General features: G+C 71.1%; 14 protein-coding genes and 1 pseudogene. 4 read left to right on the plus strand and 11 right to left on the minus strand.

The features are described 5' to 3' along the window. Window positions 1-2 precede the first annotated feature (2 nt). The 6 genes and pseudogenes from AB0D57_RS15945 to AB0D57_RS15970 all read right to left on the minus strand — a co-directional run bounded on the left by AB0D57_RS15945 (window position 3) and on the right by AB0D57_RS15970 (window position 6,823). Window positions 3-1,895, minus strand: coding sequence for an HSP90 family protein (locus AB0D57_RS15945; protein ID WP_362072087.1), 1,893 nt, complete (start codon window positions 1,893-1,895; stop codon window positions 3-5). 111 nt (window positions 1,896-2,006) lie between these two features. After that, window positions 2,007-2,993, minus strand: coding sequence for a hypothetical protein (locus tag AB0D57_RS15950; protein ID WP_362072089.1), 987 nt, complete (start codon window positions 2,991-2,993; stop codon window positions 2,007-2,009). 277 nt (window positions 2,994-3,270) lie between these two features. Next, window positions 3,271-3,438, minus strand: a pseudogene (locus tag AB0D57_RS15955) (ribonuclease); the annotation flags it as partial. An 80-nt stretch (window positions 3,439-3,518) separates the two neighbouring features. After that, window positions 3,519-4,424, minus strand: coding sequence for a DMT family transporter (locus AB0D57_RS15960; protein WP_362072091.1), 906 nt, complete (start codon window positions 4,422-4,424; stop codon window positions 3,519-3,521). 180 nt (window positions 4,425-4,604) lie between these two features. Further along, window positions 4,605-6,017 carry an alpha/beta hydrolase gene (locus AB0D57_RS15965; RefSeq protein ID WP_362072093.1) on the minus strand — a complete coding sequence of 471 codons (1,413 nt, stop codon included), beginning with the start codon at window positions 6,015-6,017 and terminating at the stop codon, window positions 4,605-4,607. A 197-nt stretch (window positions 6,018-6,214) separates the two neighbouring features. Further along, window positions 6,215-6,823, minus strand: coding sequence for a dihydrofolate reductase family protein (locus AB0D57_RS15970; protein WP_362072095.1), 609 nt, complete (start codon window positions 6,821-6,823; stop codon window positions 6,215-6,217). Between the two features lie 244 nt (window positions 6,824-7,067). Here AB0D57_RS15970 and AB0D57_RS15975 point away from each other — a divergent pair, with 244 nt between their 5' ends. Next, complete coding sequence (locus AB0D57_RS15975) at window positions 7,068-7,817, plus strand: SDR family oxidoreductase (RefSeq protein WP_362072097.1); 750 nt, start codon at window positions 7,068-7,070, stop codon at window positions 7,815-7,817. 172 nt (window positions 7,818-7,989) lie between these two features. Here AB0D57_RS15975 and alc read toward each other — a convergent pair whose 3' ends face one another. Both alc and allB read right to left on the minus strand, forming a co-directional pair. Next, on the minus strand, window positions 7,990-9,105 hold the full coding sequence (gene alc / locus AB0D57_RS15980) for an allantoicase (RefSeq protein WP_362072099.1): 1,116 nt from the start codon (window positions 9,103-9,105) through the stop codon (window positions 7,990-7,992). A 51-nt stretch (window positions 9,106-9,156) separates the two neighbouring features. Continuing rightward, window positions 9,157-10,494, minus strand: coding sequence for an allantoinase AllB (gene allB, locus AB0D57_RS15985; RefSeq protein WP_362072101.1), 1,338 nt, complete (start codon window positions 10,492-10,494; stop codon window positions 9,157-9,159). Window positions 10,495-10,771: 277 nt separating this feature from the next. Between allB and AB0D57_RS15990 the strand changes: the two genes are divergently transcribed. Then, a complete protein-coding gene (locus AB0D57_RS15990) occupies window positions 10,772-11,581 on the plus strand; it encodes an IclR family transcriptional regulator (protein ID WP_362072103.1) in 810 nt (269 codons plus the stop codon). Window positions 11,582-11,697: 116 nt separating this feature from the next. Here the strand turns inward: AB0D57_RS15990 and AB0D57_RS15995 are convergent, their stop codons facing one another. Beyond that, complete coding sequence (locus tag AB0D57_RS15995) at window positions 11,698-12,012, minus strand: DUF5955 family protein (RefSeq protein ID WP_362072105.1); 315 nt, start codon at window positions 12,010-12,012, stop codon at window positions 11,698-11,700. Between the two features lie 231 nt (window positions 12,013-12,243). Between AB0D57_RS15995 and AB0D57_RS16000 the strand changes: the two genes are divergently transcribed. Further along, window positions 12,244-12,843: a nucleotidyltransferase family protein gene (locus AB0D57_RS16000; RefSeq protein WP_362072107.1), complete on the plus strand. Its 600-nt coding sequence runs from the start codon at window positions 12,244-12,246 to the stop codon at window positions 12,841-12,843. A 133-nt stretch (window positions 12,844-12,976) separates the two neighbouring features. Further along, window positions 12,977-14,602, plus strand: a complete 1,626-nt coding sequence (aceB, locus tag AB0D57_RS16005; protein WP_362072109.1) for a malate synthase A — start codon at window positions 12,977-12,979, stop codon at window positions 14,600-14,602. Between the two features lie 12 nt (window positions 14,603-14,614). Here aceB and AB0D57_RS16010 read toward each other — a convergent pair whose 3' ends face one another. Further along, window positions 14,615-14,896 carry a SelT/SelW/SelH family protein gene (locus AB0D57_RS16010; RefSeq protein WP_362072111.1) on the minus strand — a complete coding sequence of 94 codons (282 nt, stop codon included), beginning with the start codon at window positions 14,894-14,896 and terminating at the stop codon, window positions 14,615-14,617. Next, complete coding sequence (locus AB0D57_RS16015; RefSeq protein WP_362072113.1) at window positions 14,893-15,807, minus strand: HipA family kinase; 915 nt, start codon at window positions 15,805-15,807, stop codon at window positions 14,893-14,895. Before AB0D57_RS16015 ends, AB0D57_RS16010 begins: the two co-directional genes overlap by 4 nt. Window positions 15,808-15,866: the final 59 nt, after the last annotated feature.

Genomic DNA, 15,866 nt, shown 5'->3' on the forward strand with positions numbered 1-15,866 from the left:
CGTCAGCTGTCCTTGCGCAGGGCGTGGGCGAGAAGGTCGAGGAAGGAGCGGTTGATGAGGCTCGATTCGGAGGGCCTGAGCGGGCGCCGGGACAGCATCGCGGCCTGTCCGTAGAGGGCTTCGGCGCTGGTACGGGCCAGTTCGGGTTCGTCGATGGTGACGGCGGTGCGGACCAGCGGGTTGAGCTGGTTGAGGATCAGCTGGGCCCGCGGTGCCTCCTGCCGCAGGGCGCCGAGGATGTCGCCCCACAAACCGCCCTCCTGCTCACGGGCGAGCTGGGAGCGGGTGCGCTCGTGCCGGGCCTCGCGGCTGTCGACGAGGAGGGCGGGGGCGGAGGCCGGCTGGAAGGTGCGCAGCGCGACGTCGCAGTCGAAGACGGCGAGGGCGTCGCGGGCCTGGGCGAGGTAGGCCGCGGCGGCGAGTTCCGTCTCCCGGTCGACGGGGTCGAGGTGGGCGGTGAGGGTCTCGGGGTCGAGGTCGGCGACGCTCACCTCGGGCCTGATCTCGGGCAGCCGGTGAACCAGCTCACGGTCGTAGGTGTAGCCGCCGTTGACGACGCCGAGTCCGGCGGCCGAGGCGATCGCGGCGACCTGCCGGAACTCCTCCACGCTGGACGTCACGAGCACGGTGCGGTGGGTGCGCGCGAACTCGTCGAGGGTGGTGTGCCCGTCGGTGGTCTCGAACGGCAGCCAGGGCAGCAGCATCCGCAGGATCTCGTCGTCGTGCACCGCGAGCGACTTCACGGCCAGATGGTGGGCCTGAAGGAAGCGGGCGAGCAGGTCCGGGTCGCTGGCGGCGGCCCGGGCGATCCACGCGCGCAGCCGCTCGGCGAGGGCGTCGCGGACGGCGGCGAGGGTGTCGTCCTCGTACAGGGACTCGCGGGACGCCGTCGGGCGCAGGCTCTCGGCGTCGACGACGCAGCGGACGAAGAAGGCCCACTCGGGCAGGATCTCCTCGGCCTGCTCGGACAGCAGCATGCCCTTGACGTGCACGCGGTGGCCGTGGCGGCGCCCGGCCGGCACCGTCTCGGGCAGCACGCACGCGATGCCCTTCAGGCCCACGGCCGGCAGGTCCAGCTCGATGGTGTCCAGCGGCGTGAACCCGAAGACCTCCTGGCCGTACGCGGCCAGCGCACGGGAGCGGGCTCCCGGTGTGGGGTACGTACGTGCCCAGGCTGCGGGCTCGGGGTTGACGGGCGCACCAGGGCCGCCCGTGCCGCCTGTGCCGTCGTCGAAGGTCACCGGGTGGCGCAGCAGCGAGCCGAAGTGCCGGGCCAGCGCGTGCACCTGGGCCGGGCGGGTCCACTCGCCCGCGTCGGCGCGCGGCGTCAGCGTGACGGTGGTGCCGGGCCGGGGGCGGGCGGTGGCGGGCAGGGTGCGGACGGTGTAGCTGCCGTCGCCGCGTCCCCGCCACTCCACAGTGGGGGCGTCAGAAGTGCGGGCGGAGCGGCTCAGGACGTGGATCTCGTCCGCGACCAGGAAGCACGAGAGCAGGCCGATCCCGAACTGGCCGATGAAGTCCGCGCGTTGCTCGGCGATCCTCCCCCAGCCTCGAATGGGCTCGGCCGGGGGGACCCCCATCGCGCGCTTGCTGCTGCGGCCGATCGTGGCGAGGAAGGTGTGCACGTCGGCCTCGGTGAGACCGACGCCGTCGTCCTCGACGCGTACCACCGAACCGTCGGCGTACAGGCGAATGCCGAAGGCGTCGGCGGGCGCGGGCGGTTCGAGGGCGTGCCGGGCGGTCAGCGCGTCCACCGCGTTCTGCAGGAGTTCGCGCAGGTAGACGCGGGGGCTGGAGTAAAGGTGGTGGGAGAGGAGATCGACGAGGCCGCGCAGATCCACCTGGAAGGTGCGGTCGGCGCCGGCCGGGTTCGCGGCGGTGTCAGGCAGAGTCATCGGGCAGTCCGGAGTGGGAGGGGCGACGGGTGGCGGGTCGGCGGCACCGGGGCCGGCGGGTACTCGGGCACGGCGGTGGCGAGGGCGCACGGGGCTGGGATCAACGGGTGCTCAGGCACGGCGGTGGTGGCGGGCGAACGCCTTCTCTGGCTCCGCGAAATAGGTCCAGGGCCACTTGGTGTAGGCACCGTCCAGCGTTCGGAAGACGCGCTTGACCGTGTGGCGCTCACCGGCCAGCGACAGCGCCATGGCGAACATGTTGAAGTCGTGCTGCCAGCCCGGGCGCCACACGTAGGCGGGGTGGAGGATGCTGTGGTCCGCCGCTTCCCGCAACTGCGCCTGGATCTCGGAGGTTTCGAGGTAGTCCCCACGCTCCGACTCGACCCACTCCTCGATGTACGCCATGGCGATCGCGCAGCCGAGGCGGTGCCCCTGCGGGGCGCGGGCAACCGCCTCCTGGGCGAACGCCAGGGCCTGGCCCGGCTTGCCGCCCCAGCGGGGCTGCAGCTGCGACACCCACTCGACGTGGGTCTCGAGGTCCAGCGGATCGCGGCGCAGGGCGGCGTCGCGGCGGGTCTCGTTGACGGCCGGGCCGAGCGACATGCCGCGCCCGGAGGTGAGGAGGCGGCGCCACGGCGTGACCCAGTCCGGCCGCAACTCGGCGGCCTCGAGCAGCTGCTCCTCTGCGATGTGGAGCCGCTCGCGGAAGACCCGCCACTGCTCCTGCGTGACGTTCACGGCGCGCTCGGCGGTGCGCGCCTCCCAGCCCCAGCTGATGTGGCGCGTCCCGGATATCAGCAGGGCCGTCGCCCGGTGCTCCTTGTCCTCCTCGACCGCCCGGCCGATCCAGTCCTGCACACCGTCCAAGTCGGCCAGCTCACCGAGGACTTGGTGGTCGCGGCCGAGGTCGAAGGGAGCCAGCGCCGCCTTGACCGCCTCCCAGTCACCCGCGTCGGCGGCCTCCACCAGCGCGAGCACCCGCGTGTCCCCGAGCGCGCGCAGCGTGTACATCCCGTTCTTCTGCCTGCGCGGGACGGGAAGGGCGTGCGGATCCGCCTCCGGTCTCTCCGCATCCCTGCCGAACAGCTTGCCGAACATGCCGCGCCCTCCCCTGGTCCCGCGTGATCGTCCGGTGCAGCATAAACGGCCCCACCGACACCACTTCCACAGGGTTTTCACCGGCGCTTCATGGGCCCGGTCCCGCCCTCTCGCCCCTCCCGGTCCCGGCCGACGCCTCTATGACTCCGGCTCGTGATCGAGCTGTTGTGGGCCCTGACGGCCGAGCACGTGGACAGGTGGACGTGGCTCCACAACCGGCGCGGCCGCCCGGAGGGCGGACCCGGCAGGTCGCAGCCGTACAACGCCGCCGGCTTCAAAGCAGGCGGAGCGTGGTGTACGCCTGCGACGGCAGCGCGCCATAGCAGACGCTGCCCACGGCAGTCGCCGCCGTGTCGGCAGGGACCACGGCGGTGCCGCCGATGAGCAGGGCGGACATGAGGGCGACCACGGCGCCGATGCGAGTGATTCGTGCGGGGAATCTCATGGCTACGGAATGACGCGCGCAGGCCCTGGCATGTCGATGTAGAGGATTTCTCCCGCCAAGTCCGATGAAACTTCAGGGAGTCAACCCGCAGCGCGGCGCCCCCACGCGGTCCCGGCGAGGACGAGGGCGCCGCCCACCAGCCCCAACGCGCCGAGGCGTTCCCCGCCGAGGGCGATCCCCGCGGCGGCGGCCCACAGCGGCTCGGTGCCGAGCAGCAGGCTGACCCGGGACGGTGAGGTCCGGCGCACGGCCCACATCTGCACGAAGAACGCGAAGAGCGTGCAGAAGGCGGCGAGGAACAGCAACCCGCCCCACTCCCGGGCCCCGAACCCCGCCGCCGTGCCCCACGGCGTGGCGTCGGCCCCGGTCGCGAGCACCGCGAACACGACGACCGCGGCGCCGAGTTGGACCGTGGTCAGCGGCAGTGCGTCGGCTCCCTGGACGGACTTGATACGGGACATGGCGAGCACATGCACGGTCCGGGCCAGCGCCGCGAGCAGCATCAGCAGGTCACCGAGCGAGGGGCGGGTGAAGCCGCCGCCCTGGGTGAGCAGGACCACGCCGAGCACGGAGACCCCGGCCGCGGCGAGGAAGGCACGCGGGGGTCGGACGCGGGTCATGGCCGCTTCGGCGAGCGGCGTGAAGATCATGGTGAGGCTGATGATGAGGCCCGCGTTGGTCGCCGAGGTGTGCACGACGCCGTACGTCTCCAGAAGGAAGATCCCGCTCAGGATCAGCCCGAGCACCGCGGCCCCGCGGCACTGCGCGGCGGTCAGCGCACGCAGCGCCCGCCACCCCGCGATCACCAGCACCGGCAGCACGATCCCGAAACGCAGCACCAGGACGGCGATCACCGTCTGCGCGGTGGTGATGTCCTTGGCCGCGAGATAACTGGCTCCCCACACGACCGCGACGAACAGTACGGGCAGGTCGGTGAGCCAGGCGCGACGGGGCGCGAGCGTGCCGGGTACGGCGATCGACGACATGAGAGCGGTCTCCAGCGTGCGTGCGGGCAGGCGTGGAGACGGCGGCGGCTCGCACGGGGACGATCACCGTACCGGCGGGAGTGCGTGCGGGCTACACCGTTTTGTTCGGCGGGTGCCTGCGGTGGCGTGGCGGATCGGAAGTGGCTGTGGTCGCGCCGGCGCAGGCACATGGCGCGGAGGTCAGCGGGCTGACAGCGTCTCGTCCAGCCAGTCGAAGACGACCTCGCAGTGCTGCTGCGGGGCCATCGGGGAGCAATGCAGCTGCGCACCGGTGGCCGCGGTGAGTTTCACGTAGTCCTTGGGAGAGGTCAGCTTGTCGAACATCTGGCGTGCCTGGCCGGGATAGAACTGCTCGTCCTCGTAGTCCAGGACCAGCGTGGGCGTCTTGATGCGGCCGACGACATCCGTGATGTCCAGCGCCTCGACGCCCTTCGCGGGGGTGTAGAAGTCGGTGAAGATCTTGCCCTTGCGGGCGTCGAGCATCGCCGGCACGGAGAAGGGCTCGAAGCGCTTCTTCAACGTCGCGGCATCGGCCGCAGGCAACTCGGGAACGACCTCCTTGTTCCAGATGTTGTTGGTCTCCTCCTTGCTCGGGGTAAGGATCTCCCGGATCTCCGGAGGGAAGCCCAGCCAGGGCGTCAGGCAGCCGGGCATCGCCACCACGGCGGCGAGCCTGTCCTCGAAGGCCGCGGCCCGGGGCGCCAGGTCGCCCGCCATGCTCAGCCCGGTCAGGGCGATCTTCTCGGTGTCCACGTCCGGGCGGGCGACCAGCCAGTCGACGAGCGGGGTGACGACCTTCTCCCAGGTCGGCGTGAAGACCACCTGGTCCACGAAGAGCAGCTGCCCCTGGCCCGGCCCGTCGTACACGAGGGCGTTCCAGCCGCGGTCCAGGGCGGCCGGGACGCCGTAGGTCCACATGTCGACGTTCTGACCGTCGCTGCCGTTCGTGAGGATCACGGTGGGGCGGCGCCGCTCGGACTCGTCCGGCCGGAAGAACCACACGGGCAGCGGCGTCTTCTCGTACGGGACGTTCGTCTTCACCGGCGCCGGGTCGCACAGGGCACAGAACTTGTCCCAGGCGCCGCGTCCGGCCTTGTACAGCTGCTCCTCGCTGCCGGGGTCGTCGGAGCCGAGAACGAAGAACAGTGCCTGGCCGTAGTACTGCGCGGCCCGCAGGGCACGCAGGCGCGTGGTCCGGTCGTCGGGCTTGCTGCCGTCGGGCGCCGCCATGAGCTGGTCGCCGAGCTTCCTGAAGGTCTCGACGTACGACTGCGAGGAGAGGCCCGCCTTGTTGATCGCGTTCACGGCGGTGAGCACCTCGCCCACCTCACCGGCGCCCGAACCGGAGCCGCCCAGCGCCATGAGCCCGCTGAAGTTGAACGCCGGCTCCTTGAACAGCGTCATCACCCCCGGCGTGGGCCCGCCCGCCGGGCCGGAGGCCGTCGCCGTGGGACTGGGTGTGGGCGCGCTCGCGGGCGTCGCCCCCAGCGGGGTGCACCCGGCGGCCAACGCGGCCCCGGCTCCGCCGACGAGCCCGGCTAGCGCGGTGCGACGGGTGGGCGTGTGCGCACGGTCTCCGAATACGTCCGTCATACGACGTGAACGTACGACTCCGGTAACCGGACCCCCGCGCGCCACGCACCGGCCTCCCCCGAACGGGGCCACGGGTTCCCCTGCGGGCCGGTGGGGTTCGTGCGCGCGAACGGCCGAGCGCGGCGGCCTTCAGCCGGGCGCATCCGCCGCCGGATGCGCCGCCGGATGCGCCGCCGCTCGCCCCGTGATCGATACAGCTAGTAACTGCCGTACGTGGGGCGGCCTTCCCGCTCGTACGTGTGGATGGCGACGCCCGAGCCGGTGGTGCTGCCCCCGAGGTGCCGGAACGCGGTGGGGACCGCGCCCTCGGCGAAGAGGCGACGGCCGGCGCCGAGTACGACCGGGAAGGTCAGCAGGTGCAGGGTGTCGACCAGGTCGAGCGCGAACAGGGACTGGGCGAGGGCTCCGCTGCCGTGGACCTGGAGCTCGCGTGCGGTGGCGTCCTTGATCGCCGTGACCTCCTTGTCGAGGTCGCCGCTGATCACTGTCGTGGCGTTCCAGTCGGCCTGGGTGAGGCTCGACGAGGCGACGTACTTCGGCAGGGTGTTGAGCCTGGAGGCGATCGGGTCGGCGGGGTCGGTGACCTTCGGCCAGTAGCCGGCGAAGATCTCGTACGTGCGCCTGCCCAGCAGGAAGGCGTCGACACGGGAGAAGACGTCGATCATGAAACGTCCGAAGTCGTCGTCCCCGTACGGGACGCTCCAGCCGCCCTGCTCGAAGCCGCCGCGGGGGTCCTCCTGAGGGCCGCCTGGGGCCTGGTAGACGCCGTCGAGGGTGACGAAGCTGGTGAGGGTGAGCTTGCCCATGACGGGTGCCTTCTTCCTTCGGTGGGGTCTGTCGTCATCAGCTCAGACCCCACCGGCGCCCATAACTCATCGGTCGGCCGTACGCCGACTCACCCCGCGTGCGTCGAGAACAGCCCGCCCGTCGGACCCTGCTTGTCGCCGCCCTACTCGAACGCCGGAAGCGGAGGAAGGAGTTCCAGCCCAGCGAGAATGCGGTGTCCAATGGCCGCCGGCGTCCGGGCGCCTCGGCCGCTGGGATGGGTGCATGACTTCTCAAGGAACCATGAACGGCAAGGTGGCCCTGGTGACCGGTGGCAGCCGGGGGATCGGGGCCGCGACCGCGCTGCGGCTCGCCGCGGAGGGCGCGGACGTGGCGGTCACGTATGTGCGGGACAAAGAAGCCGCGGCGGACGTCGTACGGAGGATGGAGGCGCTCGGGCGACGGGGGCTCGCCCTGTGTGCGGACTCCTCGGACGCGGAGGAGGCCGCCGGGGCGGTGGGGCGGGCGGTCGAGGTGTTCGGGCGGCTCGACGTGCTCGTCAACAACGTGGGGGTGGGGGTGCTCGGCCCCCTGGACTCGCTGTCCCTCGCCGACGTGGACCGGGTGCTCTCCGTCAACGTCCGCGGGGTCTTCCTGGCCTCCCGGGCCGCGGCCGCCCGTATGGAAGACGGTGGCCGGATCGTCACCATCGGCACGTGCATGACGCAGCGGGTACCGGGGCCGGGCGGGACGCTCTACGCCATGAGCAAGTCGGCGCTGATCGGTCTGACCAAGGCGCTGGCGCGAGAGTTGGGTGGGCGCGGGATCACCGCGAACATCGTCCACCCCGGCCCGATCGACACGGACATGAATCCGGCCGACGGGCCGTACGCTCCGGCCCAGGCGGCGATGACCGCCCTGGGACGCTTCGGGACCGCGGGGGAGGTGGCGTCGATGGTCGCGCATCTGGCGGGAGCCGGGGGCGGGTACGTCACGGGGGCGGAGTTCGCGGTCGACGGCGGGCATGCCGCCTGAGGGCCCCAGTTTTCAGGACAGGCCCCGCTCCACCCGGTGCACATGGCTGAAGTCGTGGTCGTCGCGGGCATGAACGGCCCGCCTGCCGACGGTGGTTCAACCTGACGGAACGCGACAACACGTAGGGCGCGCCCAGGCCGTACAGCCGGTGCGCCCCACGGTGTCGGGGCGGTCAGCCGCCCAGCTCCTGGTGCCGAACCGTCAGACCTGCCGCGCCCTCCTCCGTCAGCGAGCCGAACAGTCGCAGTCGCGAGATGCCGCCGTCGGGGAAGATGTCCACGCGCGCGTGGGTGGCGACGGAGGGTGCGGCGAGGACGAAGCGGTGGTTGGTGTCGGGCTGGAGGCGGGTGCGGGGCAGGAGCTCGGTCCAGTCGCCGCTCTCGCCGTCCTTCACCGACACCGAGGCCCAGCCCGCCGCGTTGCCCTTCAGGTACGCCGTGTCGATCTCGATCGCGCGGATCTCGGACTGCGCGACCAGCTGGTAGCGGATCCAGTCGTTGCCGGTGTCGCGGCGCCGGCGCGTCTCCCAGCCGTCGTCCATCTTGCGGGAGCGGCCCGGCTGGATGGTGTTCGTGGCGGGCGAGTAGAAGAGGTTGGAGGCGTCTTCGACCTGGCCGCCGTTCTCCAGGGAGACGACGTCGAAGGTGCCGAGCGCGGAGAGCCACTTCGGGTCGGGTACGACCTCGCCGTACACGCGCAGGCGGGCGATGCCGCCGTCGGGGTGCTGATTGAGGCGCAGGTGCGTGAAACGCTGTTCGACGGACACGGCGAAGCCGTTCGCCGCGTGACCGCCGACCGCCGTGCGCGGGACGAGCGTCGTCCACTTCACGTCGTCGGCGAGGAGTTCCTCGGGCGACGGGGAGCCGGGGAACGACACGCCCTCGACCGATACCGCCTGCGGGTAGTTGCCGCGGAAATGGGCCGTGTCGACCACCAGCCCTCGTACGACGCCGGGAGCGCCGAGGCGGATCAGGGCCCAGTCGTGGTCCTCGGCCGTCGGCCACGGATGCTCGGCCGAGGCGCCGCGCCGGCGGCGGGTCTCCCAGCCGTCCATGATCTTGCCCTTGTGCCCGAAGCGCTCGGGGTCGAACTCGGCGCGCTCGGGCACGAGCAGGTTCTCGCGCTGGGCGAAGAACTCGTCGTTGGCGGCGATGACGCCGGCGCCGAGCTGCCGGTCCGCGAGGTTGGCGTACTGCGTGAACGGGAAGTCGGCGGTGCGGTGGTCCGCGTACGGGTCGCCGCCTCCGTAGGGGTTCGCGTCGCCGGTGAAGCTGGGAATCGCCGTCACGGTGATCAGGTCTGCCTTTCAGGTGTCGGCCGCTGCGGGTGCGGGATTCGATCAGGTGCCACGAGCGAGCAGTTGGCCCTTCGGCTCGGTGAACTCACCGTCGGCCACGATGCGTTGACCGCGCAGCCAGGTGGACTTCACGACACCGCTGAGGGTCTTGCCCGCGTACGCCGTGACGCGGTTGCGGTGCTGGAGGGCCGCCGGGTCGACAGTGAACGTCTCGTCGGGCGCGAGGACCGCGAAGTCGGCGTCGCGGCCCGCCTCGATGGCGCCCTTCTGACGGAGTCCCACCAGCCGCGCCGTCCGCTCGGACATCCAGCGGACGACGTCCTCGAGGTCGTGGCCGCGCGTCCGGGCCTCCGTCCAGACCGCCGAAAGGCTCAGCTGGAGGCCGGAGATGCCGCCCCAGGCGGTCGCGAAGTCGTCGGTCTTCAGGTCGGCCGTGGACGGCGAGTGGTCGGTGACGACGCAGTCGATCGTGCCGTCGGCCAGCGCCTGCCACAGCAGGTCCTGGTTGGCGGCCTCGCGAATGGGCGGGCAGCACTTGAACTCGCTGGCGCCGTCCGGGACTTCCTCAGCGGTGAGGGTGAGGTAGTGCGGGCAGGTCTCCACGGTGATCCGCACCCCCTCGGCCTTGGCCGCGGCGATCAGCGGCAGCGCGTCGGAGGACGAGAGGTGCAGCACGTGCACGCGCGCGTGCAGGCGTTCGGCCTGGGCGACGAGGTTCGCGATGGCGGCGTCCTCGGCGTGGCGCGGGCGCGAGGCGAGGAAGTCGGCGTACTTCTGGCCGGCCTTCTGGGGTGCGGCGGCGAGGTGGTGCGGGTCCTCGGCGTGCACGATCAGCAGGCCGCCGAATCCGGCGATCTCGGTGAGGGACCGGGCGAGCCGGTCCTGGTCGAGGTGCGGGAACTCGTCCACGCCGGACGGCGACAGGAACGCCTTGAAGCCGAAGACGCCCGCGTCGTGCAGGGGGCGCAGGTCCTTGACGTTGTCGGGCAGTGCGCCGCCCCAGAAGCCGACGTCGATGTGAGCCTTGGAGCGGGCGACTTCCCGCTTCGTACGGAGGTTGTCGACCGTCGTCGTCGGCGGGAGGGAGTTGAGCGGCATGTCGATCAAGGTCGTGATGCCGCCGGCGGCCGCGGCGCGCGTCGCGGTCCAAAAGCCCTCCCATTCCGTGCGGCCGGGATCGTTGACGTGCACGTGGGTGTCGACGAGGCCGGGGAGGAGGACGTCGTCGCCGAAGTCCTCCAGGCGGGCACCGGCCGGTACCGCGGCGTCGTGCGCGAGTACGGCCGTGATCCTCCCGGCGGCGACCGCGACCGAGGCGGCGCGTGTCCCTTCGGGAGTGATGACGCGCGTCGAGCGCAGCACCAGTTCGACGTCGGACACCCGGACCCCTCTCTGCCGCTGTTGACTCCCGATACCGCTGTTAACACTGTTAACTTCCACGTAACGGAATTCAACGTTCTGTTGAAGGAGTCTTCACTCCAGCCCTCGCGCCGTCAAGAGCACCCTTACCCACTCTGCCCGCGATGCGCCCCCCTGGACGTTTCCGTAACGTGGAATTACAATTCCACACAGCAGAACGTAACCGTGCGCAACCAAGGAGTCAACCGACCGCCGGGTAGGCTGCATCACTGCCTGTCAGTCGTGAAAGGACCGCGCCGTGCCGACGTCCAGCGCCAGCACCACCGACGCCGCCAAGTCATCCGCCCCGAGCGGTGGTGTCCAGTCACTCGAGCGCGCCTTCGATCTGCTCGAGCGAATGGCCGACGCCGGGGGCGAGGTCGGCCTGAGCGAGCTCTCGGCCAGCAGTGGACTGCCGCTGCCCACCATCCACCGCCTGATGCGCACGCTGGTGGTCTGCGGTTATGTACGCCAGCAGCCCAACCGCCGGTACGCGCTCGGCCCCCGTCTGATCCGCCTCGGCGAGTCCGCGTCCCGGCTGCTCGGCACCTGGGCCCGCCCCTACCTCGCGCGCCTGGTCGAGGAGACCGGCGAGACCGCGAACATGGCGCTGCTCGACGGGGACGAGATCGTGTACGTGGCCCAGGTGCCCTCCAAGCACTCGATGCGTATGTTCACCGAGGTCGGCCGCCGGGTGCTGCCGCACTCCACGGGCGTGGGCAAGGCGCTGCTCGCGAACACCCCGGCTGACGAGGTGCGCGCACTGCTCTCCCGTACCGGCATGCCCGCCGCGACGGAGAAGACGATCACCACGCCGGACGGCTTCCTCACCGCGCTCGAGGAGGTGCGCCGGCTCGGCTACGCGGTCGACGACAACGAGCAGGAGATCGGCGTCCGCTGCCTCGCCGTCTCCGTGCCCGACTCCCCCACCGCCGCCGCCATTTCGATCTCCGGCCCCGCGGGTCGTGTCACCGACGCGGCCACGGAGAAGATCGTGCCCGTGCTGCAACAGGTCGCGGCGGAGCTGTCGGAGGCACTGGCGAGCTCGGGGCCGACGACCCAGGCATAGGACCTGTCCGGCGGATCACGCCGCAGACGCGGACCCGTCGCCGTCCACATCGGCCCGGCGCGCGGCCGGCCATGACCGGGGAACCATCGCCGACCGGGGCACCACCGCCGACCGTGTCACCGGCGCGGCGGCTCCCCGAACAGTTCCACCGCGCTGCGCACGTCCGCGAGGCGCGTCGCCAGCGCGCTGACCGAGCCGATCGCGCCCGCGATCAGCAGCAGGGAGCGGCGCAGCCGCGGAATCTCGGGGACGCCGCCGACGGCCATCGCGGCGAGCGCCGCGAGCTCGTCCTCGGCGATGCCCCGGTCGGGGAACTCCGCCGGGTGCGCTGCGAGTTCACGGCGCAGCCGGGAGACGGCCGTACGCAGTTCCGCCACCCTCGGGTCCTCGTCACTGCCGGTCACTGACCTCTGCCCCAAGCTCCGCAACACAGCTCTCCCCCTCGCACGCCCTTGTGCGCAAGTCGTTCACATGCCGTTCGCATGCCGGACCAACACCCCGTGGCGGTGGTCGGGCGCCGTGGGACGCGGGCCAGTAAACGCCACCCGGCGCGGTGGGCGCCACTCCGATGACCGAAATTCAGTCCACAGACACCGCAAGGCCCACCCGGATTACGGCGCGCGCCCCGACCGGGTCCGGTACGCATCGGGTATGCAGGGGACATGACGGAGAACAAGCCCCAGGTGGCCGGGCTGCTACTGGCGGCCGGCGGTGGACGGCGGCTCGGCGGACGCCCCAAGGCGCTCCTGCCCCACCGAGGACGGCCCCTGGTCGAACACGCGGTCGCGGTCCTGCGCGCGGGCGGCTGCACCCGGGTCCATGTGGTCCTGGGCGCCCAGGCCGATGCCGTACGGGAAAGGGCGCAGCTGCCCGGCTGCGTCCTCGTGGACAACCCTCAGTGGGAGGAGGGCATGGGCTCCTCGCTGCGGGCGGGGCTCGACTCACTGGTCGGCACGGGCGCGCGGGCGGCGCTGGTGTCGCTCGTCGACCAGCCCGGAATCGGCCGGGAGGCGGTGGCCCGGGTGCTCGCCGCGTACGAATCGCCGCTGTCGCTCGCCGCGGCGGCGTACGACGGGGAGCGCGGCCACCCGGTGCTCTTCGGCGCCGACCACTGGGCCGGGATGGCCGCGACCGCCACGGGCGACCGGGGGGCACGCGCCTATCTGAAGGCCCATGAGGGCGCCATCACCCTCGTCGAGTGCGGGGATGTGGCGCAGGCGTTCGACATCGACACGGACGCGGACCTGGTCCATCTTGAGTGACACCTTGAGCAGTTCTGTCTCGACCAGTTCTGTCTCGATCAGCTACGTCTCGACATCAACAAATCATTGAACTTCCACCATGAGGAAACTAATATCCACTGCACCCCGTGCCATCCGAAGGAAGTGACAGCTCATGTCCGCACCAGCGCCGTCCCCGCTGGCCATCGTCGACGCCGAGCCCCTGCCCCGGCAGGATGAGGTCCTCACGGACGCGGCCCTCGCCTTCGTGGCCGAGCTGCACCGGCTGTTCACGCCCCGGCGTGACGAGCTCCTCGCCCGCCGTGCCGAGCGCCGCGCCGAGATCGCCCGTACCTCCACGCTCGACTTCCTCCCGGAAACCGCCGCGATCCGCGCGGACGACTCCTGGCGAGTGGCCCCCGCCCCCGCCGCCCTGAATGACCGCCGGGTCGAGATCACCGGCCCCACCGACCGCAAGATGACCATCAACGCCCTCAACTCGGGCGCCCGGACCTGGCTCGCCGACTTCGAGGACGCCTCCGCGCCCACCTGGGAGAACGTGATCCTCGGCCAGCTCAACCTGACCGACGCGTACACCCGCGGCATCGACTTCACCGACCCGAAGTCCGGCAAGTCGTACGCCCTGAAGGCCAATGACGAGCTGGCGACCGTCGTCATGCGGCCGCGCGGCTGGCACCTCAACGAGCGCCACCTCGTCGACGCCGACGGCAAGCCCGTCCCCGGCGCGCTCGTCGACTTCGGCCTGTACTTCTTCCACAACGCGCAGCGGCTGATCGACCTCGGCAAGGGCCCGTACTTCTACCTCCCGAAGACGGAGTCGCACCTGGAGGCCCGGCTCTGGAACGACGTCTTCGTCTTCGCGCAGGACTACGTCGGCATCCCGCAGGGCACGGTCCGCGCGACCGTCCTGATCGAGACGATCACGGCGGCCTACGAGATGGAGGAGATCCTCTACGAACTCCGCGACCACGCCTCCGGGTTGAACGCCGGCCGCTGGGACTACCTCTTCTCCATCGTCAAGAACTTCCGTGACGGCGGGCAGAAGTTCGTGCTGCCGGACCGCAACCTGGTGACGATGACGGCCCCGTTCATGCGCGCGTACACCGAACTCCTCGTCCGCACCTGCCACAAGCGCGGCGCGCACGCGATCGGCGGCATGGCGGCGTTCATCCCGTCCCGCCGCGACGAAGAGGTCAACAAGGTCGCCTTCGAGAAGGTGAAGGCCGACAAGGACCGCGAGGCGGGCGACGGCTTCGACGGATCGTGGGTGGCCCACCCGGACCTGGTCCCGATCGCGATGGCGTCCTTCGACGCGGTCCTCGGCGACAGGCCCCACCAGAAGGACCGGCTGCGCGAGGACGTCTCCGTCGCCGCCGGTGACCTGATCGCCGTCGACTCCCTCGACGCCAAGCCGACGTACAACGGCCTGGTCAACGCCGTCCAGGTCGGCATCCGCTACATCGAGGCCTGGCTGCGCGGCCTCGGCGCGGTCGCGATCTTCAACCTCATGGAGGACGCGGCGACGGCGGAGATCTCACGCTCGCAGATCTGGCAGTGGATCAACGCGGGTGTGGAGTTCGAGAACGGCGAGAAGGCCACGCCGGAGCTGGCCCGCAAGGTCGCCGCCGAGGAGCTCGCCGCCATCCGCGCCGAGATCGGCGAGGAGGCCTTCGCGGCGGGCACCTGGCAGCAGGCCCACGACCTGCTGCTGAAGGTGGCGCTGGACGAGGACTACGCGGACTTCCTCACCCTGCCGGCGTACGAGCAGCTGGTCGGCTGAGCCGGTCCGGTCTCACTTCTCCGAGTGGCCCAGGGATTTTTCCGGGGCCACTCGGTCGCGTACGAGGCGCTTCACCGCGGTCGGCTCCGGGAAGCCCTGCTCCCGCCGGTCCCAGACGACCTCGTCGTCGACGCGTACGACGAAGACACCGCCGGTGCCGGGCTTGAGCGCCAGCTCCGTCAGCTCGGTCTCGAACGTGGTGAGGAGCTCCTGGGCCAGCCACGCGGCGCGCGGCAGCCAGCGGCACTGGGTGCAGTACTCGATCTGCACCCTGTGCGTGTTTTCCGTGGTCATCCGAGGTGCACCGACCAATCCTGTTCCGCCGCCGGTTTGCCGTGCAGGTCAGGGACCCGCTTGAGCCAGTTCGGTCGGCCCTGCTGGGTTTTCGCCGCGCGATCCGCTTCTTCCGCTGCGAGCTGTTCGCGGCTCGGGAAATCCGTGGGCAGCCATGCCGCGGACGCCTTCACCCGGGCGAGGAGGTAGCCGACGTACGCCTCGCGCGCCTCGTCCGGGGTCGCGAAACCGGGCTCCTCCGCCAGCCAGGCGTCCGGCACCTCGGCCGTGACCTCGCGCAGCAGTTCCTCGGTCACCCTGGGTGCCAGCTCGGCGTCGGCCGCGCGTGTGTCCGGGGTGTAGCCGCCGAGCGCGTGGTGCCGGAAGTCGTACGCCTTGTCCGGCGCGGACGCGTCCCAGCGGTGGTGGAAGACGAGGGCGGCGCCGTGGTCGATCAGCCACAGACGCGGGGGCGCGATGCCGAACGTGGGCCAGATCATCAGGTTCGAGCTGTGCACCGTGCGGTCCACGTTGGCGGTGAGAGCGTCCAGCCAGATCACCTTGCCCGCTTCCAGCGGGTCCACGGGGAAGGTCGCCGCGATCTCCGGGGTGAAGTCCTTCGCGCCCGGCAGATAGTCCATGCCGAGATTGAGCCCGGAACTGGCGCGCAGCAGGTCCTGCACCTCCTGGTGCGGCTCGTGCTCCGCGACCGCCGGGTCGAAGTGCACAAGGACCAGTTCGGGGAACCGCAGCCCGAGGGCGCGCGCCAGCTCGCCGACGATCACCTCGGCGACCAGCGCCTTGTGGCCCTGCGCGGAACCGGTGAACTTCACGACGTACGTCCCCAGGTCGTCGGCCTCGACGACTCCGGGGACGGAGCCGCCGGACCGGAGGGGTGTGACGTAGCGGGTTGCGGTGACCTCGGTCAACATTTTCCCAGGCCATCCGACTCTTTGACCTTATAATCCACGATCAACTCCAGACGCTCACG

Origin of the sequence: Streptomyces sp. NPDC048275 (genome assembly GCF_040652275.1) — a bacterium.
In the GTDB taxonomy this organism is placed as follows: Bacteria; Actinomycetota; Actinomycetes; order Streptomycetales; family Streptomycetaceae; genus Streptomyces.

Excerpts from the sequence above, each read along its gene's own strand:
- AB0D57_RS15970 (WP_362072095.1), bottom strand. The coding sequence starts at position 6,823 with ATGGGCAAGCTCACCCTCACCAGCTTCGTCACCCTCGACGGCGTCTAC.
- AB0D57_RS16000 (WP_362072107.1), top strand. The coding sequence starts at position 12,244 with ATGACGGAGAACAAGCCCCAGGTGGCCGGGCTGCTACTGGCGGCCGGC.
- AB0D57_RS15975 (WP_362072097.1), top strand. The coding sequence starts at position 7,068 with ATGACTTCTCAAGGAACCATGAACGGCAAGGTGGCCCTGGTGACCGGT.
- AB0D57_RS15950 (WP_362072089.1), bottom strand. The coding sequence starts at position 2,993 with ATGTTCGGCAAGCTGTTCGGCAGGGATGCGGAGAGACCGGAGGCGGAT.
- AB0D57_RS15965 (WP_362072093.1), bottom strand. The coding sequence starts at position 6,017 with ATGACGGACGTATTCGGAGACCGTGCGCACACGCCCACCCGTCGCACC.
- aceB (WP_362072109.1), top strand. The coding sequence starts at position 12,977 with ATGTCCGCACCAGCGCCGTCCCCGCTGGCCATCGTCGACGCCGAGCCC.
- AB0D57_RS15960 (WP_362072091.1), bottom strand. The coding sequence starts at position 4,424 with ATGTCGTCGATCGCCGTACCCGGCACGCTCGCGCCCCGTCGCGCCTGG.
- AB0D57_RS15945 (WP_362072087.1), bottom strand. The coding sequence starts at position 1,895 with ATGACTCTGCCTGACACCGCCGCGAACCCGGCCGGCGCCGACCGCACC.
- AB0D57_RS16015 (WP_362072113.1), bottom strand. The coding sequence starts at position 15,807 with ATGTTGACCGAGGTCACCGCAACCCGCTACGTCACACCCCTCCGGTCC.
- AB0D57_RS16010 (WP_362072111.1), bottom strand. The coding sequence starts at position 14,896 with ATGACCACGGAAAACACGCACAGGGTGCAGATCGAGTACTGCACCCAG.